At 63.9% G+C, this 25,922-nt stretch carries 26 protein-coding genes; 15 read left to right on the plus strand and 11 right to left on the minus strand.

Annotated elements, in window-relative coordinates:
- Window positions 1-217 precede the first annotated feature (217 nt).
- The 3 genes from H928_RS0109995 (at window position 218) to H928_RS0110005 (ending at window position 3,046) form a co-directional block, all read left to right on the plus strand.
- Window positions 218-1,174: an ABC transporter substrate-binding protein gene (locus tag H928_RS0109995; RefSeq protein WP_052329902.1), complete on the plus strand. Its 957-nt coding sequence runs from the start codon at window positions 218-220 to the stop codon at window positions 1,172-1,174.
- Window positions 1,175-1,255: 81 nt separating this feature from the next.
- Window positions 1,256-2,116, plus strand: coding sequence for an ABC transporter ATP-binding protein (locus tag H928_RS0110000; protein ID WP_021026371.1), 861 nt, complete (start codon window positions 1,256-1,258; stop codon window positions 2,114-2,116).
- 21 nt (window positions 2,117-2,137) lie between these two features.
- Window positions 2,138-3,046 (plus strand): ABC transporter permease, encoded by a 909-nt coding sequence (locus tag H928_RS0110005; RefSeq protein WP_021026372.1) that lies wholly within the window; start codon window positions 2,138-2,140, stop codon window positions 3,044-3,046.
- Between the two features lie 101 nt (window positions 3,047-3,147).
- Here H928_RS0110005 and H928_RS31510 read toward each other — a convergent pair whose 3' ends face one another.
- Window positions 3,148-3,546: a hypothetical protein gene (locus tag H928_RS31510; RefSeq protein ID WP_148293116.1), complete on the minus strand. Its 399-nt coding sequence runs from the start codon at window positions 3,544-3,546 to the stop codon at window positions 3,148-3,150.
- Window positions 3,547-3,618: 72 nt separating this feature from the next.
- Between H928_RS31510 and H928_RS0110010 the strand changes: the two genes are divergently transcribed.
- Window positions 3,619-4,065, plus strand: coding sequence for an IPTL-CTERM sorting domain-containing protein (locus H928_RS0110010; RefSeq protein ID WP_021026373.1), 447 nt, complete (start codon window positions 3,619-3,621; stop codon window positions 4,063-4,065).
- A 131-nt stretch (window positions 4,066-4,196) separates the two neighbouring features.
- Here the strand turns inward: H928_RS0110010 and H928_RS0110015 are convergent, their stop codons facing one another.
- Window positions 4,197-4,952 (minus strand): SDR family oxidoreductase, encoded by a 756-nt coding sequence (locus tag H928_RS0110015; RefSeq protein ID WP_021026374.1) that lies wholly within the window; start codon window positions 4,950-4,952, stop codon window positions 4,197-4,199.
- Between the two features lie 136 nt (window positions 4,953-5,088).
- On the opposite strand from H928_RS0110015, the gene H928_RS0110020 reads away from it, so the two are divergent.
- Window positions 5,089-6,003, plus strand: coding sequence for a LysR family transcriptional regulator (locus tag H928_RS0110020; RefSeq protein ID WP_021026375.1), 915 nt, complete (start codon window positions 5,089-5,091; stop codon window positions 6,001-6,003).
- A 23-nt stretch (window positions 6,004-6,026) separates the two neighbouring features.
- Here the strand turns inward: H928_RS0110020 and H928_RS0110025 are convergent, their stop codons facing one another.
- Window positions 6,027-6,947: a LysR family transcriptional regulator gene (locus H928_RS0110025; protein WP_021026376.1), complete on the minus strand. Its 921-nt coding sequence runs from the start codon at window positions 6,945-6,947 to the stop codon at window positions 6,027-6,029.
- Between the two features lie 137 nt (window positions 6,948-7,084).
- Here H928_RS0110025 and H928_RS0110030 point away from each other — a divergent pair, with 137 nt between their 5' ends.
- Genes H928_RS0110030 through H928_RS27040 form a run of 3 tightly spaced genes read left to right on the plus strand, consistent with a single transcriptional unit; the run spans window position 7,085 to window position 9,379 of the window.
- Entirely contained in the window at window positions 7,085-7,456 is a 372-nt protein-coding gene (locus tag H928_RS0110030) for a DsrE family protein (protein WP_021026377.1), read from the plus strand.
- A 49-nt stretch (window positions 7,457-7,505) separates the two neighbouring features.
- A complete protein-coding gene (locus H928_RS0110035; RefSeq protein ID WP_021026378.1) occupies window positions 7,506-8,450 on the plus strand; it encodes a pyridoxamine 5'-phosphate oxidase family protein in 945 nt (314 codons plus the stop codon).
- A gap of 8 nt (window positions 8,451-8,458) precedes the next feature.
- Window positions 8,459-9,379 carry a PDR/VanB family oxidoreductase gene (locus H928_RS27040; protein WP_021026379.1) on the plus strand — a complete coding sequence of 307 codons (921 nt, stop codon included), beginning with the start codon at window positions 8,459-8,461 and terminating at the stop codon, window positions 9,377-9,379.
- Window positions 9,380-9,414: 35 nt separating this feature from the next.
- Here H928_RS27040 and H928_RS0110045 read toward each other — a convergent pair whose 3' ends face one another.
- Window positions 9,415-10,347, minus strand: coding sequence for a LysR family transcriptional regulator (locus tag H928_RS0110045; protein WP_021026380.1), 933 nt, complete (start codon window positions 10,345-10,347; stop codon window positions 9,415-9,417).
- 119 nt (window positions 10,348-10,466) lie between these two features.
- Here H928_RS0110045 and H928_RS0110050 point away from each other — a divergent pair, with 119 nt between their 5' ends.
- From H928_RS0110050 to H928_RS30110, 5 genes are all read left to right on the plus strand, one after another.
- Window positions 10,467-11,135, plus strand: coding sequence for an RraA family protein (locus H928_RS0110050; protein ID WP_021026381.1), 669 nt, complete (start codon window positions 10,467-10,469; stop codon window positions 11,133-11,135).
- A 60-nt stretch (window positions 11,136-11,195) separates the two neighbouring features.
- Window positions 11,196-11,858, plus strand: coding sequence for an RraA family protein (locus H928_RS0110055; RefSeq protein ID WP_027010782.1), 663 nt, complete (start codon window positions 11,196-11,198; stop codon window positions 11,856-11,858).
- Between the two features lie 2 nt (window positions 11,859-11,860).
- Complete coding sequence (locus tag H928_RS0110060; RefSeq protein ID WP_021026383.1) at window positions 11,861-12,499, plus strand: RraA family protein; 639 nt, start codon at window positions 11,861-11,863, stop codon at window positions 12,497-12,499.
- Window positions 12,496-13,716, plus strand: a complete 1,221-nt coding sequence (locus H928_RS0110065; RefSeq protein ID WP_021026384.1) for a pyridoxal phosphate-dependent aminotransferase — start codon at window positions 12,496-12,498, stop codon at window positions 13,714-13,716. Before H928_RS0110060 ends, H928_RS0110065 begins: the two co-directional genes overlap by 4 nt.
- Window positions 13,717-13,997: 281 nt before the next feature.
- Window positions 13,998-15,569 carry a hypothetical protein gene (locus H928_RS30110; protein ID WP_148293117.1) on the plus strand — a complete coding sequence of 524 codons (1,572 nt, stop codon included), beginning with the start codon at window positions 13,998-14,000 and terminating at the stop codon, window positions 15,567-15,569.
- A gap of 68 nt (window positions 15,570-15,637) precedes the next feature.
- Here H928_RS30110 and H928_RS0110075 read toward each other — a convergent pair whose 3' ends face one another.
- Both H928_RS0110075 and H928_RS0110080 read right to left on the minus strand, forming a co-directional pair.
- On the minus strand, window positions 15,638-16,126 hold the full coding sequence (locus H928_RS0110075) for a DUF4124 domain-containing protein (protein ID WP_027010783.1): 489 nt from the start codon (window positions 16,124-16,126) through the stop codon (window positions 15,638-15,640).
- 21 nt (window positions 16,127-16,147) lie between these two features.
- Complete coding sequence (locus H928_RS0110080) at window positions 16,148-17,074, minus strand: restriction endonuclease (protein ID WP_021026387.1); 927 nt, start codon at window positions 17,072-17,074, stop codon at window positions 16,148-16,150.
- A 417-nt stretch (window positions 17,075-17,491) separates the two neighbouring features.
- On the opposite strand from H928_RS0110080, the gene H928_RS27050 reads away from it, so the two are divergent.
- A complete protein-coding gene (locus tag H928_RS27050; protein ID WP_021026388.1) occupies window positions 17,492-19,987 on the plus strand; it encodes a TonB-dependent receptor in 2,496 nt (831 codons plus the stop codon).
- Between the two features lie 7 nt (window positions 19,988-19,994).
- Window positions 19,995-20,936, plus strand: a complete 942-nt coding sequence (locus H928_RS27055) for an alpha/beta hydrolase (RefSeq protein WP_021026389.1) — start codon at window positions 19,995-19,997, stop codon at window positions 20,934-20,936.
- On the opposite strand, the gene H928_RS0110095 is transcribed toward H928_RS27055, so the two are convergent.
- The 5 genes from H928_RS0110095 to H928_RS0110115 all read right to left on the minus strand — a co-directional run bounded on the left by H928_RS0110095 (window position 20,933) and on the right by H928_RS0110115 (window position 25,880).
- Window positions 20,933-21,856, minus strand: coding sequence for an SMP-30/gluconolactonase/LRE family protein (locus H928_RS0110095; protein WP_021026390.1), 924 nt, complete (start codon window positions 21,854-21,856; stop codon window positions 20,933-20,935). The two genes, H928_RS27055 and H928_RS0110095, sit on opposite strands and share 4 nt — an antisense overlap.
- Window positions 21,857-21,913: 57 nt before the next feature.
- Window positions 21,914-22,813, minus strand: a complete 900-nt coding sequence (locus H928_RS0110100) for an amidohydrolase (protein WP_021026391.1) — start codon at window positions 22,811-22,813, stop codon at window positions 21,914-21,916.
- 66 nt (window positions 22,814-22,879) lie between these two features.
- A complete protein-coding gene (locus tag H928_RS0110105; protein WP_021026392.1) occupies window positions 22,880-23,836 on the minus strand; it encodes a tripartite tricarboxylate transporter substrate binding protein in 957 nt (318 codons plus the stop codon).
- A 49-nt stretch (window positions 23,837-23,885) separates the two neighbouring features.
- The gene (locus H928_RS0110110) at window positions 23,886-24,878 is read right to left on the minus strand and encodes a tripartite tricarboxylate transporter substrate binding protein (protein ID WP_021026393.1); all 993 of its coding nucleotides are present in this window, start codon (window positions 24,876-24,878) and stop codon (window positions 23,886-23,888) included.
- Window positions 24,879-24,893: 15 nt separating this feature from the next.
- Window positions 24,894-25,880 (minus strand): tripartite tricarboxylate transporter substrate binding protein, encoded by a 987-nt coding sequence (locus H928_RS0110115; protein ID WP_021026394.1) that lies wholly within the window; start codon window positions 25,878-25,880, stop codon window positions 24,894-24,896.
- Window positions 25,881-25,922: the final 42 nt, after the last annotated feature.

Here is a 25,922-nt window from a genome sequence, read left to right on the forward strand (position 1 = left end):
GGGATAACCACTAAAAATGCTGCAGTGCAGCGAAAGCGCACTGAAAGGGTGCGGTTTCTAGACTCTGTTCCTATCCGGTGCATTATGCGGTCGCCCAGCTCGGGGAGCCACCACTGCAGATGCCAGGACCACAACTTCAAGGAGACACTGCATGACCCCATTCCACGCTACCCGCCGCCATGCCCTGGCAGCCATCGCCGCTGCTGCTGTCTGCTGCATGGCCAGCACGGCTGCCCAGGCCGCAGACGACACCGTCACCATCATGGTGGGCGGCATCAACAAGATCATCTACCTGCCCGCCAAGCTGGCCGAGTCGCTGGGCTACTTCAAGGAAGAGGGCCTGAAGGTGGAACTGCAATCGCAGCCTGCCGGCGTGGATGCAGAAAACCAGCTGATCGCCGGTGCCGTGCAAGGCGTGGTGGGTTTCTACGACCACACCATCGACCTGCAGGCCAAGGGCAAGGAGATCCAGGCCATTGCGGTGTTCTGCAAGGTGCCCGGTGAGGTGGAACTGGTGTCCACCAAGGCGGCTGCAGGCGGCTTCAAATCGATGGCCGATGCCAAGGGCAAGACCCTGGGCGTCACCGGCCTGGGCTCGTCCACCGAGTTCCTCACCCGCTACCTGGTCGACAAGGAAGGCGTGGCCAGCAAGGACTACTCGCTGCTGCCCGTGGGCGCTGGCAATTCCTTTATCGCCGGCATGAAGCAAGACCGCATCCAGGCGGGCATGACGACTGAGCCGACCGTGTCGCAAATGCTCAAGACCGGTGACGCCAAGGTACTGGTGGACATGCGCAGCGAAGAGGGCACCCAGGCGGCATTGGGTGGCCTCTACCCTGCCGCCAGCCTGTATGTGCGCAACGAATGGGCCGCCAGCCACAAGGACCAGGCCGCCAAGCTCGCGCGCGCCTTTGGTAAGACCATGCAGTACATCAGCAGCCACAGCGCCGAAGAGATTGCCGAGAAGATGCCCAAGGACTACTACGGCAATGACAAGGAGCTGTATGTGGCAGCGCTGAAAGCCTCGCTGCCCATGTACACCAAGGACGGCAAGATGCCCGAGGGCGGCCCCGAGACCGTGCTCCGGGTGCTGTCGGCCTACAAGCCCAATGTGAAGAGCGCGCACATTGACCTGGCCAAGACCTATTCCAACGCTTACCTGAGCGCCAAGTAAAAAGCGGCGCGACCGGCCCAGCAGCGCGGCATGCCGTGCTGCCGTTGGCGCACAAACCCCAGCCCTTTCGGGAGACTCCCCATGTCCTATGCCACCCAGGCGGTTGCCAGCCAGCAACCGTCCAGCACCCTGCAGCCCAAAAATGCCGCAGCCTCTACGCAGCAAACCGATGCTGCCATCGAATTTGACAAGGTGTCGCTGCGCTTCATCGCGCCGGACGGCACGGCCACCCTGGCGCTGCGCAATTTTTCTATGAGCGTGGCCAAAGGCGAATTCATCGCCATCGTCGGCCCCACCGGCAGCGGCAAATCCACCACCTTGAACCTGATCACCAGCCTGCTGCAGCCGACGGTGGGGGAGGTGCGCGTGATGGGCAAGAAGGTCGAACAGATCGATCCGCGCATCGGCTTTGTGTTCCAGGCCGATGCCGTCTTCCCCTGGAAATCGGTGCGCGACAACGTGGCAGCCGGCCCCATCTTTCGTGGCACGCCGCGTGCGCAGGCGCTCAAGCTGGCCGATGAGTGGATCCACCGCGTGGGCCTGGCCAGCTTTGGCAACCACTACCCGCACCAGCTCTCGGGCGGCATGCGCAAGCGCGTGGCGCTGGCGCAGACCTTTATCAACCAGCCTGAAATCCTGCTGATGGACGAACCCTTCTCGGCGCTGGACATGCAGACCCGCACGCTGATGCAGGATGAGCTGCTGCGCCTGTGGTCGGCGTCCGGCGGCTCGGTGGTGTTTGTGACCCATGACCTGGAGGAAGCCATTGCGCTGGCCGACCGCGTGTTTGTGCTGACGGCCCGCCCCGCCACCTTGAAGCGCGTCTACGAGATCGACCTGCCACGCCCCCGCGTGATGAGCGAGGTGCGCTACGACCCGCAGTTCATCGACCTGTCCAAGCGCATCTGGGATGACCTGCGCGAAGAAGTCCATATCCAGTAAACACAAGGCAAGGAACACACCATGTCTGAACTCACCCTGAACCCCAACGCCGCGCGCAGCCCGGCACCCGTGTCGGCTGCGGCAGACCACACCCCCGCTGCCGTCAGCGACGCCGCGCTCGCGCAGGAATCCATTGCCGCGCAGGCCGCCATCAAGCGCCGCAAGGCCGTCATCATCGGGCTGCGCCTCTTGGTGCTGGTGCTGGTCCTCGGCGGCTGGGAAGTCTCGGCCCGCATGCAGTGGATCGACCCCTTCTTCTACTCGATGCCCTCGATGATCTGGAACCAGATTGTGGAGTGGATGCGCGACGGCACATCACAAGGCCCGCTGTGGCAGCAGGTGCTGGTCACGTTGGAAGAAACGGTGATCGGCTTTCTGATCGGCTCCATCGCTGGCGTCATCTGCGGCATTGTGCTGGGCCGCAACAAGCTGCTGTCCGATGTGTTCTCCATCTACATCCAGATCGCCAACTCCATCCCCCGCGTGGTGCTGGGCTCGGTGTTCGTGATTGCGCTGGGCCTGGGCATGGCCTCCAAGGTGGCGCTGGCCGTCGTGATGGTCTTCTTTGTGGTGTTTGCCAATGCCTTCCAGGGCGTGCGTGAAGCCGACAAGTACATGATTGCCAATGCCCAGATCCTGGGTGCATCGCCGCGCCAGGTCACCCTGTCGGTGGTCATTCCATCGGCTATGTCCTGGATTCTGGCCAGCCTGCATGTGAGCTTTGGTTTTGCGCTGGTCGGCGCCGTGGTGGGCGAGTTCCTCGGCGCCAAAGAGGGTATCGGCCTGTTGATCTCCACCGCGCAGGGCGCATTCAACGCCAGTGGTGTGTTCGCCGCAATGATCGTGCTGGCGGTGGTGGCCCTGGGCGCCGATTTCTTGCTGACCCGCCTGGAAAAACGCCTGCTCAAATGGCGCCCCGCCGCCTTCTGATGTTCTGACCTTTGATCCATACGCAAGCGAGCCCTGTGCCCGCTTGCCTGTCTCCTCGCCGGTGGACCAAGCGCTCTCTCGCTTACCGGCCTTCAGCCAGCTCAGCCAACCGAGCTGGCATTTTTTTGTGTATCAATCAGGTCTGGATAATTGACAATTTGGTTAAAAAATCTACTTTGCATGCGTTGTTCAAGAAGGTTTCTATCTTTGAGAAAAAGTTGATTGTTATTGTTTTTATTGAAAAAAATGAATTGATATAGGTCAATTTTTGCCGTAACGGTACTGGGTCCGCTGTTAACATATTGGTTCCTAGTGCAACTGCATGTATCAGTATGTTCCCCACTTTTCGTTTGGCTTCTGCAGTACTTCTCAGCCTCGGCACGCTCCATGCAGCCCATGCCGCTCAACAGTGTTTTGTCAGTGGCAGCGGTGGCGCTACCACCTATGGCGCCGTCACCGCTACCGTGAGCGGAACCTGTCAAGACAACACGATTACTCAAGGGCCTTTTGAGCCAGGTACAGCCCAACTCACAGGCGGCGCACAGTCGTGCACCTACACCTTTGACAAACCGTTGCAGACCAGTACGGTAAGCATCAAGGCCCACGGAATCCGGACCCTGGGTTCGTCGCTGCGTGTGCGCCTCAACGGTGATCTGTACCAATCCGTTGCTGCAGACATTGGCGAGCCGCTGGCGGGCAGTAGCGCAACCAACCCGCTGGTGATCAAGGACACCGGATACACCGGAACGGCATCCCCCTTCTCGTCCGGTACTTTGACGCTGACCAACAATCCCCCGGCCACCGTCAACAGCATCACCGTGGCGATGAGCGGGGGCTGGCCGGGCTGGGTCCAGGTCTGTGCCGACGATGGTGCAGTGACCACACCGGTCGCTCCCACGGTATCGGTGCCCGTGCCCACGCTGTCCGAATGGAACCTGGTCCTGACCTCGGGCCTGCTCGCTGGTGTGGGCTTCTTTGCCTTTATGCGCAAAAAGCGCACTGGCCGCTCAGCCGCCTAAGCCTTTTCGCTGCCAAGACGAGGCCCGCGCATGCGGGCCTTTTTTGCGGCTGGGCGCAGCATGCAGTCCTTGCGGGAGATGGGCAGCTCGCTGCGCTTGCAACCCACTGCTTTATACCTGCACCCCATGCCTCAAACCTGCGCCATGCCCCCATCGACAAACAGCTCGGTGCCAGCAATGAACTTGGCTTGCGGCGAAGACAGGAACAGTACCGCATCCGCGATTTCGTCGACTTCGCCGACGCGGCCGATCGGCACCTGGCTGGCCATATAGTCCAGCAGGCCTTGCTGCTGCGCGGCATCGTTGCCAGCCAACTCGACCAGGCCAGGGGTGCGGATGGGGCCGGGGCTGACGACATTGACGCGGATGCCGCGCTCCTTCAGATCCAGCGTCCAGCTGCGGGCAAGATTGCGCACGGCAGCTTTCGAGGCGCTGTAGATGCTGAAGGCGGCGGTGCCGGTGGAGCCGACGACCGAGCCGGTCAGCACGACGGAGGCGCCATCGCGCAGCAGCGGCAAAGCTTTTTGCACGGTAAACACGAGGCCCTTCACATTCGTGCCAAAGGTGGCATCGAAATGCTCCTCGGTGATGGCGCCCAGGGGCAGCATCGAGCCGCCGCCGGCATTGGCGTACAGCACATCGATTTGCGCATGGCTTTGCTGCACGGCGTCGTAGAGGCGGTCAATGTCGGCCAGTTGGGACATGTCGGCCCGCACACCGGTAGCACGGGGGCCAATCGCCTGGACCGCCTTGTCCAGCTCTTGCTGGCGGCGGCCGGTAACAAACACATAGGCGCCTTCGCTGGCAAATTTCTTGGCGGTGGCCAGGCCAATACCGCTGGTGCCACCGGTGACTACGACGACCTTGTTGTCAAACTTGCGTTCCATTTTTCCTACTCCTTGAGGTGTGCGCCGAACCGTTCGTCGCAGTGATGTAATGATGCAGGTGGAACAAAGTTTTGAGTAGACGGGTAAAGTGGATATCATTGTTCCAATATTGAGACAAAAACCGGAAGCGAGGCCCATGCGAGATATCAACGACTACGCGCTGTTTGCCGAGGTGGTGCTGCACAGCGGCTTTGCTGCGGCGGGCCGTGCGCTGGGCATGCCCAAGTCCACCTTGAGTCGGCGCATTGCGGCGTTGGAGTCGCGCTTGGGTGTGCGCTTGATCGAGCGCTCCACCCGGCGCTTTCGGGTGACCGAGGTAGGCCAGGCCTTTTACGAGCGCTGCCGCACCATCGTGCTCGATGTGCAGCAGGCCGATGCCGTGGTGTCCGATGCGCTGGGCGAGCCCCATGGCGTCGTGCGCTGCAGCTGCCCCTTGGGGCTGATGGAAATCCTCTCGCCCACCTTGACCGATTTTTTGCAGACCTACCCCAAGGCGCAGCTGCAGATGGTGGCCGCAGATCGGCCCGTCAACCTGATCGACGAGCGCATCGATGTGGCCATCCGCGTGCGCACCAGCTTGACGACCGATGCCGCCCTGGTGATGCGCACCCTGGGCCATTCAAGCCGCATTCTGGTGGCTGCGCCCAGCCTGGCCAGGCAGTGCAAAAAGGGCGATCTGCAGCTGCTGGGCGAGCTGCCGACCCTGGCCAGCACCGAGCAGACTGGCCCCATCAGCTGGGAGTTTTGGAATGGCGATGGACAGCCCAGTGCCATCAGCCACACGCCCCGCATGACCTGCGCCGATTTTGGCGCGCTGCGCTCAGCGGCCTTGGCTGGCCTGGGCATTGCGCTGTTGCCCGAACACTTTTGCAGCAAGGAGCTCGAGCGCGGCAGCCTCGTCCATGTGTTTCCGCAATGGCGCACGGAGACCGGCATTGTGCATATCGTGTTCACCACCAGGCGCGGCTTGCCGCCGGTGGTACGGGCATTTATCGAGCATCTGGCGGGGCGCTTCAAAGGCGAGCTGGCCGGTACCGCGACGGCCAACTAGCGGCGCTGCTGCAGCCCAGCCTTTCAGCGCTTTTGTGCAGAAGGCGCAAACTCCCCCAGCCGCGCACGCAGCTGCTCAGCCAGATGCTCGACCAGGGTTGCCACCCGCGCCGTGCCATGGTGCTTGCTCGGGTAGACCAGGGACAGCGGGCGGGGCGCGGGTGCGTGGCCGGGCAGGATGCGGACCAGCTCGCCGCGCGCAATCGCATCCATCACCTGGTAGTGCAGAAAACGGCCAAAGCCCTGGCCGGCGATGCAACCGGCGATATTGCCGCCGACGGTATTGCAGCGCATGCGGCCCTTTACCTTGACGCGCTCGGGCCGGCCCTTGCTGACAAACTCCCAGAGGTTCGCATCGCCCACACCGCCAAACTCGATGCAGGGCAGGGCGGCCAGGTCTTGCGGCTGCTGGGGCATGCCGCAGGCGGCGACCAGGGCGGGGCTGGCGGCGATCACCTGGTGGATGTCCACAACATGGCGCGCCACCAGGCTGGAATCGGGCAGCGGCGCAATGCGCACGGCCAGGTCCAGACCTTCTTCCACCAGATTGACCACGCGGTCGAGCAGCAAGAGCTGCACCTCTACCTGCGGGTAGCGCTGCAGGTAGCTGGCCACCAGCGGGGCCACATGCAGCTCGCCAAATTTGACGGACGCCGTCAGGCTGATGCTGCCCGAGGGCTCGGCCTGCGCCCGGCTCATCGCCTGTTCTGAATCGGCAACTGCAGCGCGGATGGCCAGCGCATGTACGCGGTAGGCCCGGCCCTCGTCGGTGATGGCCAGGCGCCGGGTATTGCGGTTGAAAAGGCGCACGCCCAGGTGTTTCTCCAGCGCAGCCAGGGTGCGCACCACACTGGGCAGGGACAGCTCCAGTGCCTCGGCCGCGCGGGTCAGGCTGCCCAAATCGGCAATGGCCAGAAAGACATCAATGGCGTGAAGGCGGTCCATGGGGTGGGTGATTACTGCAAAAAATGGAAGAATCAAATCAATTATCTGGCATTTATCACGTTTGAGTAAATAGATAAATTTGCTTCCGAGACGGCAACTCCAGTTTTGTCACTACGCCGTCCTCGAAAGGTCTATTTATGAAAACCGTCATCGTTGTTTTTTCCGATCCCCAATCCGGCACCCAAGAAGCGCTGGGCCGTGTCGTGAACGCGCTGTTCCTGGCCTATGAGCTCAAGGAAAAGAACCGGGACTTTGACCTGGTGTTCCAAGGCACGGGCGTGCGCTGGCCTGCCGAGCTGGTCAAGCCAGAACACCCCGGCCATGCGCTGTATGAAGCGGTGCTGGACCACATCGTTGCCTGCGGCGGCTGCGCCGATGTGTTTGGTGCGGGCGCAGGCCTGGCACCCACTGGCATTGCGCTGGTGCGCGACAAGACCATCCCTGGCACCACCGGCGTGCTGGATCTGTCGCGCCACCTGGATGCAGGCCACACCTTGGTGACCTTTTAAGCCGCCTGGCTGACAGCTGTTGCGACCCTGCCGCCACCAAGGAGCCACTATGGACGACCACATCTTTCACGCTGGCGAACGCCTGGTGCAGGAGCGCACGGGCGAGCGCGGCACCGCGCTCATCAACCGCCGCAGCATCAGCCCCGGCATTCCGGCGGCCGCACGCAACTTTGTCGGCCAGCAGCGCTGGTGCGTGCTGGGCGCAGCCGATGTGGCAGGCGCCATATGGGCTTGCATGCTGAGTGGCGAGCCGGGCTTTGTGCAGGCCAGCGATGACCTGCGCAGCCTGCACGTGGCCAGCCGCGACCCGCAGGGCGTGCTGGCGAGCATGGCCCCCATCGCCGATCTGCAGCCCGCGCAATCCATCGCCGTGCTGCTGATCGAACTGCAGACCCGCAGGCGCCTGCGCATCAATGGCCGTGTCAGCCAGGTAACAGCGCAGGCATCGGCGCAGGCACTGGAGGTGGCGGTGGGCCAGGCCTTTCCGGTCTGCCCTCGCTATATCCAAAAGCGCGAGCTGCTGCCGCTGGAGGCAGAAGCGGCATCCGAGCACCGCACCCGTACCGCTGCCACCTCAGGCACGCTGCTGGACGAGGCCACCTCGACCTGGATTGCGGGCGCCGATACCTTGTTCATCGCCAGCCTGGGCCCTAGCGAGGACGCCGATATATCGCACCGGGGTGGCCGGCCCGGCTTTGTGCAGCAGCAAGGCCAGGTGCTGCGCATCCCCGATTTCAACGGCAACAGCATGTTCAACACCTTGGGCAACCTGGAGCTGGAGTCGCGCTGCGGCCTGGTCTTTCCAGATTTTGAAGGCGCGCGCCAGTTGCAGCTGACCGGCCATGCGCGCGCCCATTTTGGGGTCGATGCCGACATTGACCAGACAGGAGGAACCGGGCGCTGGATCGAGTTCCAGGTGGACAGCTGGCGCAGCACGCCGTTGAACCTGCCCCAGCGCTGGCGCCTGCTGGAAGCCTCGCCCTACAACCCTTGAGAATGCCCATGGAACCCCTGACAAGCCTGGACCTGGTGGTTGCTGACAAGCAAGCCATCGCCGCCGACATTGTGCGCCTGGTGCTGCGCCACCCCGAAGGCCAGCTGCTGCCCGGTGCAGAACCCGGCGCCCACATCGCCCTGGACCTGGACGGCCGCGTGCGGCGCTACTCCTTGCTGCACACCGGCCCGGCACTGGACCACTACAGCATCGCCGTACTGCGCACCGCGCAGAGCCAGGGCGGATCGCATTTCATCCACGACCAGCTGGCCGTGGGGGACAGGCTGCGCGTGCTGGAGCTGGCCCATGAATTCGCACTGCAGCCCGATGCACCGTACACGCTCTTGATCGGCGGCGGCATCGGCATCACGCCGTTGCTGAGCATGGCCGAGCATCTGCAGCAAGCAGGGCAAAGCTTTGCCTTGCATCAGATCGTGCACGACCTCGCCCGGCAGTGGCCGTTGGACCCAAGCCTGCCTGGTCAGACCCATATCGGCCGCAGCAGCCTGGACCTGCCCGGCTTGCTGGCCGCGCAAGTGCCCGGCAGCCAGGTCTATGTCTGCGGTCCTACCGGTTTGGTGGCCGCCGTGCGCGCCGCTGCCGCACAGCTGGGCTGGGCGCCCGAGCGCATCCACAGCGAGAGCTTTGGCGCGGCTGCCGACGCCAGCGACGGTCCATTGCGGGTCACGCTGGTGCAGTCGGGCCAGCGCATCGATGTGGCGCCTGGCCAATCGCTGCTCGATGCCTTGCTGGCCGCAGGCGCCTGGACGGGCTATGAGTGCCGGCGCGGTGTTTGCAGCGCCTGCCTGACGGAGGTGGTCAGCGGCACCCCCATCCACCGCGACAGCATTGCGCCTGCATTGCGCGGCCATGCGATGTGTACCTGTGTGTCCTGGGCGGAGGGGCCGGAGTTGGCGTTGAATCTTTAACCGCCCACAGCGCAGCCAGGTGCAGTGCTGACAAGCTAGCCGGCCGAGGCTGCGTGGGTCTTCCTGGATAGGCGTTGCGCATGCAGCCAGGCGACTGCCTCGTCCAGCAAGGGATGGTGGCGCTCCGCATTCCAGGCGGCCGCAGCGGTGACCACCATGGTTTTCTCGCGCAGCGGGCGGACGACCACATTCTCGGGCGCCAGGCGCCGCATGGAAGCAGGCACCAGGGCCACGCCCTGGCCGCAGCTCACATAGGCGATCTGTGAAGACACCGAGCGCACCTCATGCATCACGCGCGGTGCAAAGCCCTGGGCGCGGCACACCCCCACCAGCATGTCGAAATACACCGGGCTGACCTGGCGCGACGACATCACCATGGGCTCGTGGCTCAGCGACTTGAGGCGGACCTGGGATTGGCCCGCAAGGGGGTGGTCCTTGCGCAAGGCGACGGCCAGCCGGTCCTCCATCATCGGCAAGGTGGCAATGCCCTGGCCCACATCGCCCTCCAAGCGTACAAAAGCCAGGTCCAGATCGCCGGCTTGCAGCGCGGGTATGGCATCGGCGCTGTCGATCTCGCGCACAAAGACCGTCACATGGGGGTGCTGGCTGCGCATGTAGTCCTGCAATGGCGGTACCGTGTCCAGCATGGCGGAGGTTATGGCGCCGACATGCAGCACGCCGGATTGCCCGGCTGCAACCTCGCGCACCACGCGCTCGAGCTGCTCCACCTGCAGTGCGAACTGCCGCACTGCTGGCAGGATGGCCGCGCCCGCAGGGCTGAGCTTGGTGCCACGCCTGGAGCGCTCGAACAGCTGCAACTTGAGCGAGTGCTCGAGCACCTTGATCTGCTCGGTTAACGGCGGCTGCGACATGGACAGGCGTGCAGCAGCCCGCCCAAAGTTCTGCTCCTCGGCCACGGCCAGGAACATCCACAGCTGGCGAATCAGGCGAAAGTCGATGTGGCTCATGGTGCTCTCCTTCGAGTGATATTTCTATTCTGATATTCGTATCAGAGAGATATTTGATAAGTATTTCACATATCAGATCGCGGACCGGATGATGCCAGCACTTCCCTGGAATGCACGCGATGACCCACTCAAATCTCCACCTTGAACGCCTCAGGGCGCTGGACACCAATACGGTCTCCGACGCGCTCGATTTTCTTGGCCTGCCCGGGGCCACGGTCGGCCTGCTGCCGCTGTGGAACTGCCCCAAGCTGGTTGGGCTTGCCAGCACCATACAGCTGGGCCGTAAGGGCGATGCCAAGCCTGCCGTGCACCTGATCTCTCCCGTCATCGATGCCGTGGTCTCGGATGACCGCGTGCTCGTGGTTGCCGGCGGGGTGGAGGGCATCTCCTGCTGGGGCGACATCCTGGCCAATGCCGCAGTTGCCAGGCAGGTGCGCGGCACCGTCATCGATGGTCTGAGCCGCGATATCGATGGCAGTGCAGACATTGGCTATCCCGTTTATGGCCGTGGACTGACCATGGTCAGCGCCCGCAACCGCGTGGTGCAGTTGCATGCGGCCCAGCCCGTGCAGATGGCTGGCGTCACCGTGCAGCAGGACGACTATGTGATTGCCGATCGCTGCGGCACGGTCTTCATACCAGCGGGCCGTATCGACGAAGTGCTGGACCTGGGCGAGCGCATTGCCCATCGCCAGGACGGCATGGTGGCCGCCGTGCGCGCGGGGCGCTCCGTGGCCGAGGTCATGCATGACCGGCAGTTTGAAGCGATTGCCGCGCAGCCGCAGTGATCACCGGGCGATGGCCCTTTTCTTTATCGAGCGATACACACCATGACCCATCCCCAAAAAATGAGCCAGGAAGACCAGGCACTGGTTGCCCTGTTTGAAGGACTGGATACGCCCGGCGTGTCCGATGCCATGGACAAGCTGGGCCTGCACGGCCAGGCCCTGGGCATCATGCCCCTGGCGAACTACAGCAAAACGGTGGTCGGTCCGGCCTTTACCGTCAAATACGTGCCGGCCAGCAACCCGCCCGGCACGGTGGGTGATTTCATCGATGACGTCGCTCCAGGCGATGTGGTGGTGATCGACAACGATGGCCGCAGCGACTGCACGGTCTGGGGCGACATCATGACCCAGTACGCCGGCCTGCGCGGTATTGCGGCAACGGTGATCGATGGCGTGTGCCGCGATGTGGGCAAGGCGCTGGGCGATAACTACCCGATTTTCAGCGTGGGCCGCTTTATGCGCACCGGCAAGGACCGGGTCCAGGTCGAGTCGCTGAACACCACGGTGGCCGTCGGTACGGTGCGAGTCGCATCGCGCGACATCGTGGTGGCCGATGCCAATGGCGTGGTCATTGTGCCGCGCCACCGCGCCCGCGATGTGGCAGCAACGGCCCGCAAGATCGAGGAGAGCGAATCGCGCATCCGCGAGCAGATCGCACAAGGTACCTCCTTGGGCGAGGCGCGTGCTGCGCTGGGCTACCACCAACTGCAAACCAAGGACTGAGCATGACAACGTTTTACGGAGCCGAGCAGCTTGCCCAGGCCTGCAAGCTGGGAACCTCCACCTTGTTCGAGGCCTCTGGCCTGGCCACCAGTGCCGTCGATGCGGCCATCCGTCCGGTATGGGCGGGCGCATCAGTCGCCGGGCCTGCGTATCCGCTGGAATGCTCACCCGGCGACAACCTGTCCATCCATATTGCGATGGAGCGGGCGCCGCGTGGCAGCATCCTGGTGATCTCCACCGGTGGCTTTGTCGCTGGGTATTGGGGGGAGGTATTGACCGTGGCCGCAGAGGCCGCCGGTATTGCCGGCCTGGTCATTGATGGGGGCGTGCGCGATATTGCGGCCCTTACCGCACGGCGCTTTGCGGTGTTTTCGCGCGGCATCTCGATGCGCGGCACCATCAAGGCCAGTGCGCCGTCGGCGGGGCAGCCCATCAGCTTTACCGGCACGCCGGTGGCCGCTGGCGACCTGGTCGTGGCCGATGACGATGGTGTGCTGGTGATACCGGCTGCACAGGCCGAGCGCAGCCTGGCCCAGGGGCAGCTGCGTGCCGACAAGGAAGCCCGGATGATGCAGGCGTTGCAAAACGGCCAATCGACCTTGGAGCTGATGGGCCTCACCAGCTGGAGGACGCAGCAATGAATGCGCCTGCCCATGGTTTGAATCGCTTCCTGGCCCAGGCTAAACCATCGGCCACCTACCGGGTCATGGACCGCGTGGCAACGCGCCGGGCCGCCGGTGCGCAGGTCATATCCCTGTGCCCCGGTGAACCCGACTTCGACACGCCGGCCCATGTTTGCGAGGCCGGCATCGCCGCCATCCGCGCCGGCCACACCCGCTACACGCAGGTGGCTGGCCTGCGCGATCTGCGCGAAGCGGTGGCTGCCAAGTTCAAGCAAGAAAACGGGCTGGCCGTGGACTGGCGGCGCAACACCTTGGTATGCAGCGGTGGCAAGCAGGTGATCTTCAATGCGCTGGCTGCCAGCTTGAACGAGGGCGACGAGGTCATCGTGCCCGCACCCTACTGGGTCAGCTACCCCGAGATCGTGCAGCTCTGTGGCGGCAAAGCGGTAGCCGTGCCATGCACGGCGCAGACCGGTTTCAAGCTCAGCCCCGATGCGCTCGCGGCCGCCATCACCAGTCGCACCCGCTGCCTGATCCTGAACTCGCCCTCCAACCCCACCGGTGCGGTCTACAGCCGTGCTGAACTGCAGGCTTTGGCAGAGGTGCTGCTGGACCACCCGCAAGTGCTGGTGCTGGCCGACGATATCTACGAGCACCTGGTGTTTGACGGCATCGCCTTTCACACCATCGCCCAGGTGGAGCCCCGTTTGCGCGATCGGGTGCTGACGATGAACGGTGTATCCAAGGCCTATGCGATGACGGGTTGGCGCATCGGCTTTTGCACAGGCCCGGCCTGGCTGATCGAGGCCATGGAAAAGCTGCAAGGCCAGCAGACCTCTGGCGCTTGCAGCATTTCCCAGCATGCCGCGTTGGCCGCATTGACGGGGCCGCAGGACTTTGTGGTCAGCGCGCGGGCGGTGTTCCAAAGGCGCAGGGACTTGGTGGTGGAGATGCTGAACCAGGCGCCGGGCCTGCAGTGCGATGTCCCACAGGGCGCCTTCTATGCCTTTGCATCCTGCGAGGAACTGATTGGCAAAACCACCCGGGCGGGCACGCTGCTGCGCAGCGATGAAGATGTTGTCAACGCGCTGCTGGATGAGGCCGGCGTGGCGACCGTGCATGGCAGTGCTTTTGGCATGGGGCCCTATATCCGTGTGGCCTATGCGCTCGATGATGCGGCCTTGCGGCAGGCGGGCGAGGCCATTGCCCAGTTTTGCCGGTCGCTCAGCAAGTAAGCCCCGGCGGCTAGCAGTTCGGAGCGCAGGCGGGCGGTCTTCAGGATCCGCGTCCATTCCACTGAACCAGGGTTATGCAGAGGATGTTTCACAGCGCTGCATAGGTGATGGTGCGTAGGTATTCAGCAAGCTTACTAGCGGGATTAATGCAGGCTAGGCCTAAAAATGGGGCGTTGATTCGGAGTGATATATAGCCGGTGCCGTTGCGAGGGCTGTCACTTTCTTTGGGGAATTTATAAACTGCTCATCTATACTGATTTGATAATCAAATAGGAGAGAGAGTGCGCCTTCCCATCCGTATCCAAGCCTTACGCACGGCCGTGCTTGCAGCAGGCCTTGCTTTTTCACATGTCTCCAGCTGGGCTGCGCGCGATTTCACGCCGCAAGCGGGCACCTGGATCATCAGCGAAGAGCTCGATGGCAAACCAGGGCGCGGCCTTGCCATTGATGTGCAGGGCAATACCTTTTTCATGCAGGCATTTGGCTATGAGAAAAATGGCGATGCCACTTTCTATATGGCCACTGGCCAGATGGACGGCAATACCATCACTGCCCCGCTGAACCGCTACAGCGGTGGGCGCAGTTTTGGCAGTGCCGCAAGGGATGCCGTGGAGGATGGATCGCCCGGCAATGTCACCGTCAGCTTTGCCAATGGCCTGCAAGGCACGGTGCAGTTTCCTGGCGAGGAGGAGGTCGCCATACAGCGCTTTCATATGCAAAGTGCTGAATTTGAAGACCGCTATTGGATCCAAAGACGGTCCCGCAGATTCATTGTTTCGGCGGTAGATGCCGATCGCCAGGTGGCGTTTTTTGCAAATATGTCTCTGAGTGCTTCTGCCACCCCGGGTCGTGGAATGCTGATGACCTTGCGCGACATACCCGGTGATTTGCGGCAGCGAATGGATTGCGAGCGGCTGGATGGCCGGGATGTTTATACCTGCAAACCCATCGATGGTGGCATCCCCACGGAGCAGGCAAATATACAGTCGCTGCGTCTGCATATTGCGGGTATCGATGTCTACGGCACGGTTGATATTCTGAGCAATGGTGTCAGTCAACAACTGCCGCTTCAGGGCATCACGGTGGCTGGTGGCGGAGAGGTGTCCATCACTGGCTGTGGCTCCTTTATCGACGCATATGTTGGCTATCCGCGCAACTGCCACCCGGTGACCAGCCCCAGCAGTGGAACCTGGGTGGTAGAGGAGGAACTGCTCGGTAAACCGGGGCGGGGTTTTGCCATCGATGTGCAAAACGGCATGGTGCTGGCCCAGGTATTCAATTACCGGCCAGATGGTGCACCGACCTTCCATATGGGAAGCGGTCTGTACCAAGGCATCAATGCCAGTTTTCCGCTCAACCGATACGCTGGTGGCCGCGCTTTGGGTGGACCGCCAGCGAGCGGACATTTGGTGGATTCCGCAGGCGATCTGTCGATTCGCTTTTCTGAGAATGCGGTACGACAAGGCTACGATGACAACCGTTTGGTGGGCATTGCCTCCATCCCCGGTGAGGAGCCCAAGCGCATTGTGCGCATGTCGCTGGAGCCGGATGCTGCCAGCTTGCAAGGCCTGCTGGGCCAGTGGTGGATGGGCTTCTACGGTCAAAGCCTCCCGGTATTCAAGCTCGTGACACTGACGGCCTTGGATGGTGACTACCTGACCAGCGAAGACGGACAGGTCGTGTGCAACCGTATCGACGCCGAGTTTCCGTCGGTGCGATGCCTGTGGACTCGCGATGGCGTGCTGATGACCGGCTATCTGAGTAACGAACCCAACAATCGCTTTGGTGGGCAGCTCCAAGTCAAGGATCGCCATGGCCATGGAATGGGCTTGGGGAATGTTCCCTTGGATTGACACAAGCCAGCGCTGGCTTTTGGCAAGCGCTGGCTTCTGCTTCGCCGTTTTAAAAAACAAGTTAGCGGCTAGCAGTTCAGATCATTGAAGCGCTTGCGCGCTTTGTACAGATCGACCTCGGCCTGGGCTAGGTCGTTGGCTGCAGCTGCTTGCACAGACTTTTTGAGCCCGGGCAGGCGGTTGTCCAAACGCGCGCATTCCAGCTTGTCGGCGGGGCTGAGTTTGAAGCGGCGCTGGTGGACCCGGTATTCATCGGCGTTCATCCCTGTCAGGGGCTGGATGGCTTCTGCGAAGGCAGCGTTGCGTTCGGCGCGCTGCACGTCCTGGCCCTTGCGGCTCTTGCCTGTCATCTTGTCCATGCCCTGGGTGGGCGTGGCATCGATTTCCGTAGCGCCCACACAGGGCGCATCCGAGTAGCTCACGCGGCCGGCCGTTTCGCAGCGGTAGACCGGCTTTTGCGCAAAGGCCGGTGCGGCGCAGCAGACCAGGGCCAGCAGCAGCAGCGAGCGCGTGGATGGGCAATGGCTGGCATGGCGAGGGGTGGAGAACAAGCGCATCGGCAGACCTTCAGCCATCCATCACGCTGCCGCAAGCGTGCCACGGCAACCCGGGAAGGTCGAGCAGCCCCAGAAGGACTTGCCCGCATTTGCCCCCTGGCGTGCAGTGCGCAGCTCCATCGCGGCGCTGCAGCGCGGGCAGGCGGGTTGGGCCGGGGCAGGACTTGCTGCGACAGGGGCGGTAGCCGAGGCCGTCGCAACCGTGGTGCGCGTTGGCGCAGCAACCGGGCTGCCGCTGGCTTGCGTAGCCTTGGGACCATTCACCAGCGATTGCCGCGCGCGCTGCACCATCGCCAACAGCTGGTGGCCATCGACCAGGGTGATATTGCGACCCCGTGCAAATTCCTGGGCATCGTTGCTGAACCGGCCGGAGGTCACCACAAAGCCGCCCGTCGCGCCCCTGGCGGCCATCACGCCATAGAGTTCACGAACGATCGCAACACCGACTCTCTGGGCCTTCCACTGCTTGCATTGCACGAGGAATTTTTCGCTGCCCTTGAGCAGCACCAGGTCTACGCCGCCGTCGGGCCCATTGCCGCCCAGCTCAATGATGCGAAAGCCCTGCAGGCGGTAGGCCTCGCCCACCAGCAGCTCAAACTCGCGCCAGCTGATGTCGCCCAGCGCGGCCACATCTTGCGCCTGCGCCACCGTGCTGACCAGGGCCTTGCGCTGCTTTCTGCGCCAGGCCGACATAGCGGCGGCTATCAAGCACATCAAGGGCAGCAGGTATTGGCCGATGGAGGCCAGCCCAAAGATGAGCCCCTTCTGGACGACAGCTGCCATCATGTCGGCGGGGCGGCCTGCCAGCTCTGCCGTTGGGGGCACCACGGCCCAACGGTGCAGGAAGACATAGCTCGCTCCCGCCAGTGCCACGCAAATCCACCAGGGGAGCAGCGCCAGCAGATCCAGCATGTCTTCGAACCCGCTGCTTTTCTTGCGTCTTGCCATGGTCTCCCCCTGTCCTGGTTGGCTGATGGATGCCTGTCTTTGTGCGGCTGGCTGACGGCGGCGCAGTGCTGCTGGAAGCGCGGCGCACAGACCGTTTGCTGCTTTATATTACAAAATGTATCTGCATGATCTTACGCTTTGCTGACGGGCGTATTGGGGGCATCACCAGAGCGACAGGGGCGTTGCTGGGGTGTGCATGGCTGGCCACCACAGCCGCAGGTTCTGCAGCCACCGCTGCTTGTCTTGCGGCCACCGCTGCTTGTTTTGCAGCCCGCTGCAGCCGGTTTTTGCCACCGCGAAAATTTTTCCCACTATTTTTCGCTTCAGGTGATCACTTTTTGGATCTCGTTCGGTGTACAGGGCAATGGCGCTATGCAGTGCCGCTCTTTTCTTTCCAGATCACCAGGACGACGAACCATGACTCTCTCTTCCCACCGCCGCAGCCGGCACCGCGAACGCTTTGCGCTGGCTTTGCTGCATGGCGCGATCCGTGCCACCTTGGTTGGCGGCAGTGCCGCAGGCCTGGCGCTGGCGGCACCTTGGGCCCTGGCGGCAGAGCCGGCTGCCGGCGCCAAAAGCTATGCGATTGCCGCGGGCCCGCTCTCAGATGTGCTGGCGCAGTACGCGGCCACGGCAGGCGTGCAGCTGGTGTTTGAGCAGTCCACCCTGGCGGGGCTGCGCAGCGGCGGCCTGCAAGGCAGCTATGGCGAGGCGGAGGGCTTTGCCCAATTGCTGGGCGGCAGCGGTTTTGAAGTGGTCAAGCAAGGGGGCGCGACCTATGTGCTGCGCAAGCTGCCGGCGGCCAACCCTGCGGCAGCTGGCAGCGCGGCTGGGGCATCGGACATGACCTTGAACACGGTCACCGTGACGGCCGCGGCCCAGCGCAGCGGCACCACCGAGGGCAGTGGCAGCTATGCGGCGGCGCATTCGAGCACCAGTTCCAAGCTGAACCTGAGCCAGCGCGAAACGCCGCAGACCCTGACGGTCATCACCCGCCAGCAGATGGACGACGCCGGCATGACCTCGGTCGATGATGCGCTGCGCGCAGTGAGCGGCGTGTTTGCGGTCGATGGTGGCAGCATTGGCGCCAACTACTACAGCCGGGGCTTTAGCATGCAGGCCCAGGTCGATGGCATGGCCACGCCTTCGGGCATCGACAGCGGCAACCGCTCGCCCAAGTTCGACAGCGCCTTTGTCGACCGGGTCGAGGTGCTGCAAGGCGCGGCTGGCCTGATGGCCGGTGCTGGCAGCCCGGGCGGCACGGTCAATATGGTGCTCAAGCGCCCGACCGACACCTTCCAGGCGCAGGGCGAAGTCCAGCTGGGTTCCTGGAAAGAGCGGCGCCTGGTCGGCGATGTGTCCGGCCCGCTGATCGACTCGGGCGTGATCCGGGGCCGCCTGGTGGCCGTGTCTGATAACAGCGAGTCGTTTACCGACTATGTCTACCGTGACCGCTATGCGGGCTACGGCATTGTCGAGGCCGACCTGGGCCCCACGACCACCTTGAGCGCCAGCGTGCAGCTGCAAAAGGACACGAGCCGGGGCCATTTTGGCGTGCCGCTGGCGGCCGATGGCAGCGATGCCGGGCTGCCCCGCTCGTCCTTCTGGGGCGATGCCGACCACCGTTCGGTGCGCGACTACAACATCTACACCGTGGGCCTGGCCAAGCAGCTGGCCGGCGCCTGGAGCCTGAAGGCCAACTACTCCTGGCAAAAGACCAATAACGATATCGAGAACTTCAGCAGCCTCTCGGGCAACCTGAACCCGGTGACCGGCGATGGCCTCTTCATCGGCAGCCGCCAGCGCAACTACACCTCGGTCATGCACGCCAATGTGGTCGATGTCTATGCCACGGGGCCGTTTGATTTTCTGGGCCGCCGCCATGAGCTGACCCTGGGCGTCAACGGCACCAGCTACCGCGATGAGAATGCCGGCACCGGTTACTCGTCCACCACGCCAATCAATGTCTACACCTTTGATCCCGAAGGCCTGGGCCCCATCCCCGATGGCCTGCGCGCATCGACCAGCAAGACCAAGACCAGCAATATGGGTGTCTATGGCGTTGCGCGCTGGAGCCTGACCGACGCGCTCAAGCTGATCACCGGCACCCGCATCAGCAACTACGAGCGCAAGAACAGCTTGACCGGTGTCGTGGCGCCCAAGGAGAAGGGCGTGGTCACGCCCTATGCCGGGCTGGTGTATGACATCAACGCCCAGTACTCGGCCTATGCCAGCTACTCGGACATCTTCAACCCCCAGACCAACCGCAGCCAGGATGGCAATGTGCTCGACCCGGTGGTGGGCGCCAACTACGAAGTGGGTATCAAGGGCGAGCTGCTGAACAAGCGCCTCAATGTCTCGGCCGCCGTATTCCGCCTGGCGCAGTCCAACCTGGCGGTGCTCGATTCCTCCGTGCCCAACAACCCCAGTAATGCCTGCGGCGGCGCCTGCTATACCGCAGCGGGCAAGGTCGTCAGCCAGGGCTTTGACCTGGGCGTAAACGGCCAGGTGAGCCGCGAGCTGAACCTGGCTGCGGGCTACACCTATACCAGTGCCGAGTATGTGGCCGGCCCGCAAAAGGACCAGCGCTTCCGCACCGAGCAGCCGCGCCACAGCATGCGCGTGGCCGCCAACTACCAGCTGCCGGGCACGCAGTGGTCGCTGGGTGGCAATGTGGCTGCCACCAGCAAGGCCTATAAAAACGGCGGCTCGGGCGCCAATGCCTGGACCATCGAGCAGGGCGCGCTGGTGCTGGTGGGCCTGAACGCCAAGTACCGTATTACCCCCAAGACCCAGCTGAACCTGGTCGTCAGCAACCTGACCGACCGCAGCTACCGCCACCTGTATGGCCGCGAGTACGCGCCGTTTGGCGAGCCGCGCAAGTTCAGTGCTAACCTGCGCCATGATTTCTAAGCCACCCATGCGCTTGTCCACCCTCTACCCAAGCGCCTGCGCGGCGCTGCTGGCCGGCTTGCTGGCCACGGCGCCGCAGGCGGGGGCCCAAACCGCCCCGCAGGGCGCTGCAGCCGATGCACCCGCTACGGCCACGCCCAGCACCGCAGCCACCCCGGCCAGCCCCTATGTGATGCCCGCCACCCAGGTCTGGGACATGCCATCGGACAACGGCGAGGTCTACCGCATCTTTGTTTCGGCGCCCGACAAGGGTGAGCCCCCCAAGGGTGGCTACCCGGTGCTCTATGTGCTCGATGGCAATGCCTACTTTGGCTCCTTCGCGCAGGCGCGCTGGGTGCAGGACTACCTGCCCGTGGGCAAGGCCATCATCGTGGGCGTCGGCTACCCGGGCGACAAGGCCTGGGATGTGCGCCGCATGGCTGATTACACGGCCCAACTGCGTGAGCCGCTGTCGCCCGAGGTGCGTCCTTTTGCCAAGTACAAGAGCGGCGCGCGCGCGCCGTTTCTGGATTTTCTGACCGGCAAGCTGCGCGGCGAGATCGCCCAGCGCTACCCCGTCAACCTGGAGCGGCAGTCGCTGTTCGGCCATTCCTTTGGCGGGCTGTTTGCGCTTTATGCGCTGTACGAGCGCCCGCAGGCTTTTGAGGCGATTGTGGCCGCCAGCCCGTCGATGGAGTGGAACGGCCAGCATATTCTGGAGGAGGAGCGCGTGTTCCGCGACAAGGTGCAGGCCGGCAAAGTCGGCGCCACCAGCCGCCTGATGGTGGTCGTGGGCGACCGCGACGCCGATGGCGATCCGGAATCGGCCCGCATGCTGGCCGAGCGGCTGGAAGCGCTGTCAGGCTGGGGCCTGCGCGTGCGGCTGCAGCGCTACCCCAATGAGGTGCATGCCAGCGTGCCAGCGCAAGCGGCGAATGACACGATGCGCTTTGCGTTCACGCTGCGTTAGCTTGTCTTGCCTTGGTGAATTGCCATGCCTGGCGTGGCCATGCTGGTCGTCAAGATGCGGCCATAGGTCGAATCGGTGACAAACAGCTGCTTGCGCTCGGCGCCCCCAAAGGCCAGGTTGGTGGTGGAGCTGCCCTTGATGCCGCAGAGCACCTGCACCGGCTCGGCCAGGTGGTTCAGCACCCAGATATAGCCTAGGCCCGGGTTGGCCACCAGCACATGGCCCTGGGCATCAACGGCCAGGCCATCGGGGCCGCTGGGCCCATACGAGGTGAAGAACTGGCTCACCTTGGCAACGCTGCCATCGGGCAGCAAGGGCACGCGCCAGACGCAGTTGCCCCGCGTCACCGCCAGATAAAGCACGCGGCCATCGGGTGACAGCGCCACGCCATTGGGGCTGGGCACATTGTTCAGCAGTAGATCGAGCTGGCCATTGGGGCGCAGGCGGTAGAGGCGCCCGCTCGGGTCATGCAGGCCGCTCTGGCCCTGGTCCGTAAAGTACAGGTTGCCGCCCGCATCAAAAATCAGGTCGTTCACGCCCTTGAAGCTCTCGCTATTGCGGCGCTCCAGATAAGGCGTCACTACGCCACTGGCCACATCCAGCTGCATCAAGCCGTTCTTGTAGTCGGTGATCAAGAGCTTGCCGGGGGCCAGAAACTTCAGGCCATTGGGCTCGCCGTCATACTCTGCGACCAGACTCCACTGGCCTTGGGCATCGATGCGAAAAATGCGGCCCCAGGGGATATCGCTGACATAGAGGTTGCCGGCCTCGTCGAACACCGGGCCTTCCAAAAACGAGTCTGTCACCGTGCCGCCTCGGTTGGCATCGGCCCAGGCGCTGCGCTCGCGGCGGCGAAAGGACTCGGGCATGGCGCTGAAGGTGTCGAGGGTGCGGACTTCAGGGGATTGCAGCAGAAACATGGGGCGGCCTTCTTGGCATCAAAAACGGGAGGGGTGTGTGCAGGATCTTGCCAGGGTTCAGAGAGGTGTGAATCCGTAGAGCTTAGCGGGGTTGTCCACCAGAATGCGGTCCATTACCGCATCGCTCACCGACCAGGCCTGCAGCAGATGGACCAGGTCCGTATCGTTGACGCTGCCCGGTCGCTCGGTGGTGTGCGGCCAGTCGGAGCCCCACACCAGGCGCTCAGGGGCGGCCTGGACGAGGGCGCGGCCCAGTGGCACGGTATCGGCATAGCTGGGGCCATGTACCTGGGAGCGCATATAGGCGCCCGAGAGCTTGACCCAGCAACGGCCGCCATCGAGCAAACGGCGCAGCACGCCATAGGCCTCGGCCGATGCGCCTTCGGCCGGGTCCATGCGGCCCAGATGGTCGATGACCAAGGGTACCGGCAACTGCTGCAGCACTGGCTGGAGTGCGATGATCTGCGCGGGCTCGGCAAACACCTGGATATGCCAGCCAGCGCAGTCCGGGTGGCGTGCCAGCTTCTGCGCCAGGGTCTGCAGCATCTCGGGCGTGGTCGTACCCCAGGACTGGGGTGAGACAAAGTTCACCCGCAGCCCGCACACGCGCCGCGCCGCGAGGCGCGTCAGCTCGGCATCGCTCACCGCAGCATCCACCACCGCCACGCCGCGCGCGCTGTCACCCAGTTGGTCAAGCGCATCCAAGGTGCAAGCATTGTCGGTGCCATAAGTGGATGGTGTGACCACCACCGTGCGCGAGGTGCCCAGGCGCTGCTGCAGCTGCCGGTAGGCTGCCACCGGCGCATGGGGTGGTGTGCGCGGCCAGTGTGCCGACGGCGCAAAGCGCGTGTCGAAGATGTGCATATGGCTGTCGCAGGCCAGCGCAGGCAGGTTGCGCGTGGGTCGGTTCAGGCCGACCGAATGCGGGACAGGGGTGGAGAGATCAGGCAAGGTCATCGCAGTGCTGGCGTTTCATGAAGGCGGGGCTGGCCGCTGCAGCTGCGGCGGCCAGTGGGATGGAGCTCAGTCGAGTTTGATATTGCCTTTTTTCACCACCTCGCCCCATTTGGCATCTTCCTTTTTCAAAAAGGCGCTGAACTCTGCCGGTGTCGAGCCCACGGGCTGTGCGCCCAGGTCCGACAGGCGCTGCTGCACTTCAGGCTCCTTGAGCACATCGGCGATCGCCTGGTGCAGTTGCTGGGAGATAGCGTCTGGCGTACCTGCGGGCAACAGCACGCCATTCCATTCATAGGCTTCGTAGCCGGGGATGACGGTCTCGGCCACCGTGGGCACCTCCGGCAGGCGTGCCGAGCGCTGGGGCGAAGAGACGGCCAGCGCACGCAGCTTGCCACCGCTCAACAGCGGGTAGGAGGCAGCCACGGTGGCAAACATAAAGTCCACCTGCCCGCCCATCACATCGGCAATCGCCGGGCCACCGCTCTTGTAGGGCACATGCACCATGTCCAGGCCCAGCTTCTGGCGGAACAGCTCGGCCGCCAGGCGCTGCACCGTGCCGCTGCCGCCCGATGCAAAGTTGATCTTGCCCGGTTCGGCCTTGGCCTTGGCGATCAGGTCGTTCACGTTCTTCAGCGGCGACTCTGCCTTCACCACCAGCGCATTGGGCGCCAGCAGCACCAGCGACAGGGGCTGCAGCGCGTTGGCTGCATAGGGCATCTTGGCGAAGAGGTGCGGGTTGATCGAGTAGGGCGTCGCGTCATACAGCATCGTGTAGCCATCGGCCTTGGCTTTGGCCACAAAGCTTGCGCCAATGGTGCCGCTGGCGCCGGCCTTGTTCTCCACGATCACGCTGGTGCCCAGCTTGCTGCCCATGCGGGTGGCCAGCACACGGGCCACCGCATCGGCCGCGCCGCCCGGGGCGTAGGGCACGACGATGGTGATGGGGCGCTCGGGGAAGGCGGCATGCGCGATGCTGGCGGCCAGTGCGCAAGCGGCGATCAGGGGTTGGATAAAGCGGGGCATGGTATCTCCTAATGGTTCGTGTCAATAGATGGCAGATGCGTTGCCAGAATCAATCGGCTTTGAGGTCCAGGTCGCGTGCAATCTGGGTATAGGTCGTCACTTCGCGCGCGACCTGGCTGCCAAAGGCCTGGCCGCAGGTCGAGTCGGCATCGAGGCCCAGGCTGTGCAGCTTGTCCACCGTGGCGGCGCTGTTGGCAAAGTCGCGCGCTGCTTTTTCCAGCTGCTGTGCAATCGCGGCGGGCAGGCCGGCAGGCGCCATCACGCCATACCAGGCATCGGCCGAGTACTTGCCGCCACCGGCCTCGGCAAAGGTGGGCACATCGGGCAGCAGCGACGAGCGCTTGGGCGAGGCAACAGCCAGCGCGGTCAGCTTGCCGCTCTTGATCTGCGGCAGCACCGAGCCCAGGGTGGCGAAGGAGCTGTCGAGCTGGCCGCCCATCAGATCGGTCACCACCGGAGCGGCCCCCTTGTAGGGCACATGGTTCAGCTGCAGGCCATTGGCACGGGCAAACATTTCGGTGGCAAAGTGGCCGGAGCTGCCCGTGCCGGCGGTGCCAGCCGTGGTGCGCCCGGGTTCCTTGCGGGCGCGTGCCATGTAATCGGCCAGGCTCTTGACCGGCAGGCCTGGCTGCACCACCAGCACCGTGGGGCTGGTTGCGACCGTGCACAGCGGCTGGAAGGACTTGACCGCATCAAACTTGACCCGGCCGCTATAGAGGCCCGGAATCATCGTGTGGTTGGTGGCAGCGAACAGCAAGGTATAGCCATCGGCCGGTGCACTGGCCACCGCCTGCGCGGCCAGGATGGTGTTGGCGCCGGGCTTGTTGTCGACGACAAAAGGCTGGCCCAGGGTGCGGCCGGCGTAATCCGCAAAGGCGCGTGCCACCACATCGGTGGGGCCGCCGGCTGCAAAGCCCACGATGAGCCGCACCGGCTTGGCGGGGTAGGCGGGGGCCTGGGCAAAGCTGGCGCTGGCCGCCAGCGCTGCCGCTGCCACCAGCGTTTGCAGCGCCAGTGCTGGCAGATTTTTCTTCTTGAACATGTGCTTGTCTCTTTCTCAATCCATGCGAATGCCGCTGGCGCGGATCACACCGGCCCATTTGGCGGTTTCGGCCTGCACAAAGCTGGAGAAGGCCTGCGCGCTGGAGCCTACGCCTTGTACACCTAGTTCGGCAAAGCGTTTCTGCATCTCGGGGCTGGCCACGATGGCACGGGTTTCGGCCTCCAGCCGCTGCAGCACCGGCGGGGGCGTGCCTGCGGGGGCAAAGAGGCCATTCCACTCGTTGACCTCAAAACCGGCCAGGCCCGATTCGGCCATCGTCGGCAGCTGCTCCCAGCCTTCGCTGCGCTGGGCAGAGGTGATCGCCAGCGCGCGCAGTTTGCCGCCTTTGACAAAGGGGCCGCTGGCCGTGGTGGCGCTGAACATCGCATCGACCTGGCCGCCGATCAGGTCGGTCAGCGCCGGCGCGCCACCGCGATAGGGGATATGCGTCATCTCGACCTTGGCGCCTTGCTTGTACAGCTCCGCCGCCAGATGCTGCGCGCCGCCGTTGCCGGCCGAGGCATAGCTGAGCTTGCCCGGTGCGGCCTGTGCGGCCTGTGCGGCCCGGCTCAGGTCGGCCACCGTATGCAGAGCCGAGTTGGCAGGCACCACCAGCAGCAAGGGCACCTGGTTGATCAGCGAGATCGGCGCAAAATCCTTGGCCGGCTGGTAGGGCAGTTTGGCAAACAGGCTGGGGTTGACGGTAAAGGCCGTGGCATCGAGCAGCAGCGTATAGCCATCGGGCGCAGCCTTGGCCACCGCCGCCGCGCCAATGGTGCCGCTGCCGCCGGGGCGGTTGTCTACGATCACTTGCTGGCCCAGCCGGCTGCCCAGCTGGGTGGCCAGCAGGCGCGCGGTGTTGTCGGCATTGCCGCCGGGCGGGTAGGGCACCACGAGCTTGATGGGCTTGTCGGGCCAGGGGCTTTGCGCCTGGGCGGGCAGCGCGCCTGCCATGCCTGCTGCCAAGGCGATGCTGCCCAGCGCTTGGGCTGCAAGCGCCATCGGCCAGCGGCGGGTAAAAACCCGCTTCCTCTTTGTCTCCTG

Source organism: Comamonas sp. B-9, assembly GCF_000410635.1.
GTDB lineage: Bacteria > Pseudomonadota > Gammaproteobacteria > Burkholderiales > Burkholderiaceae_C > Comamonas.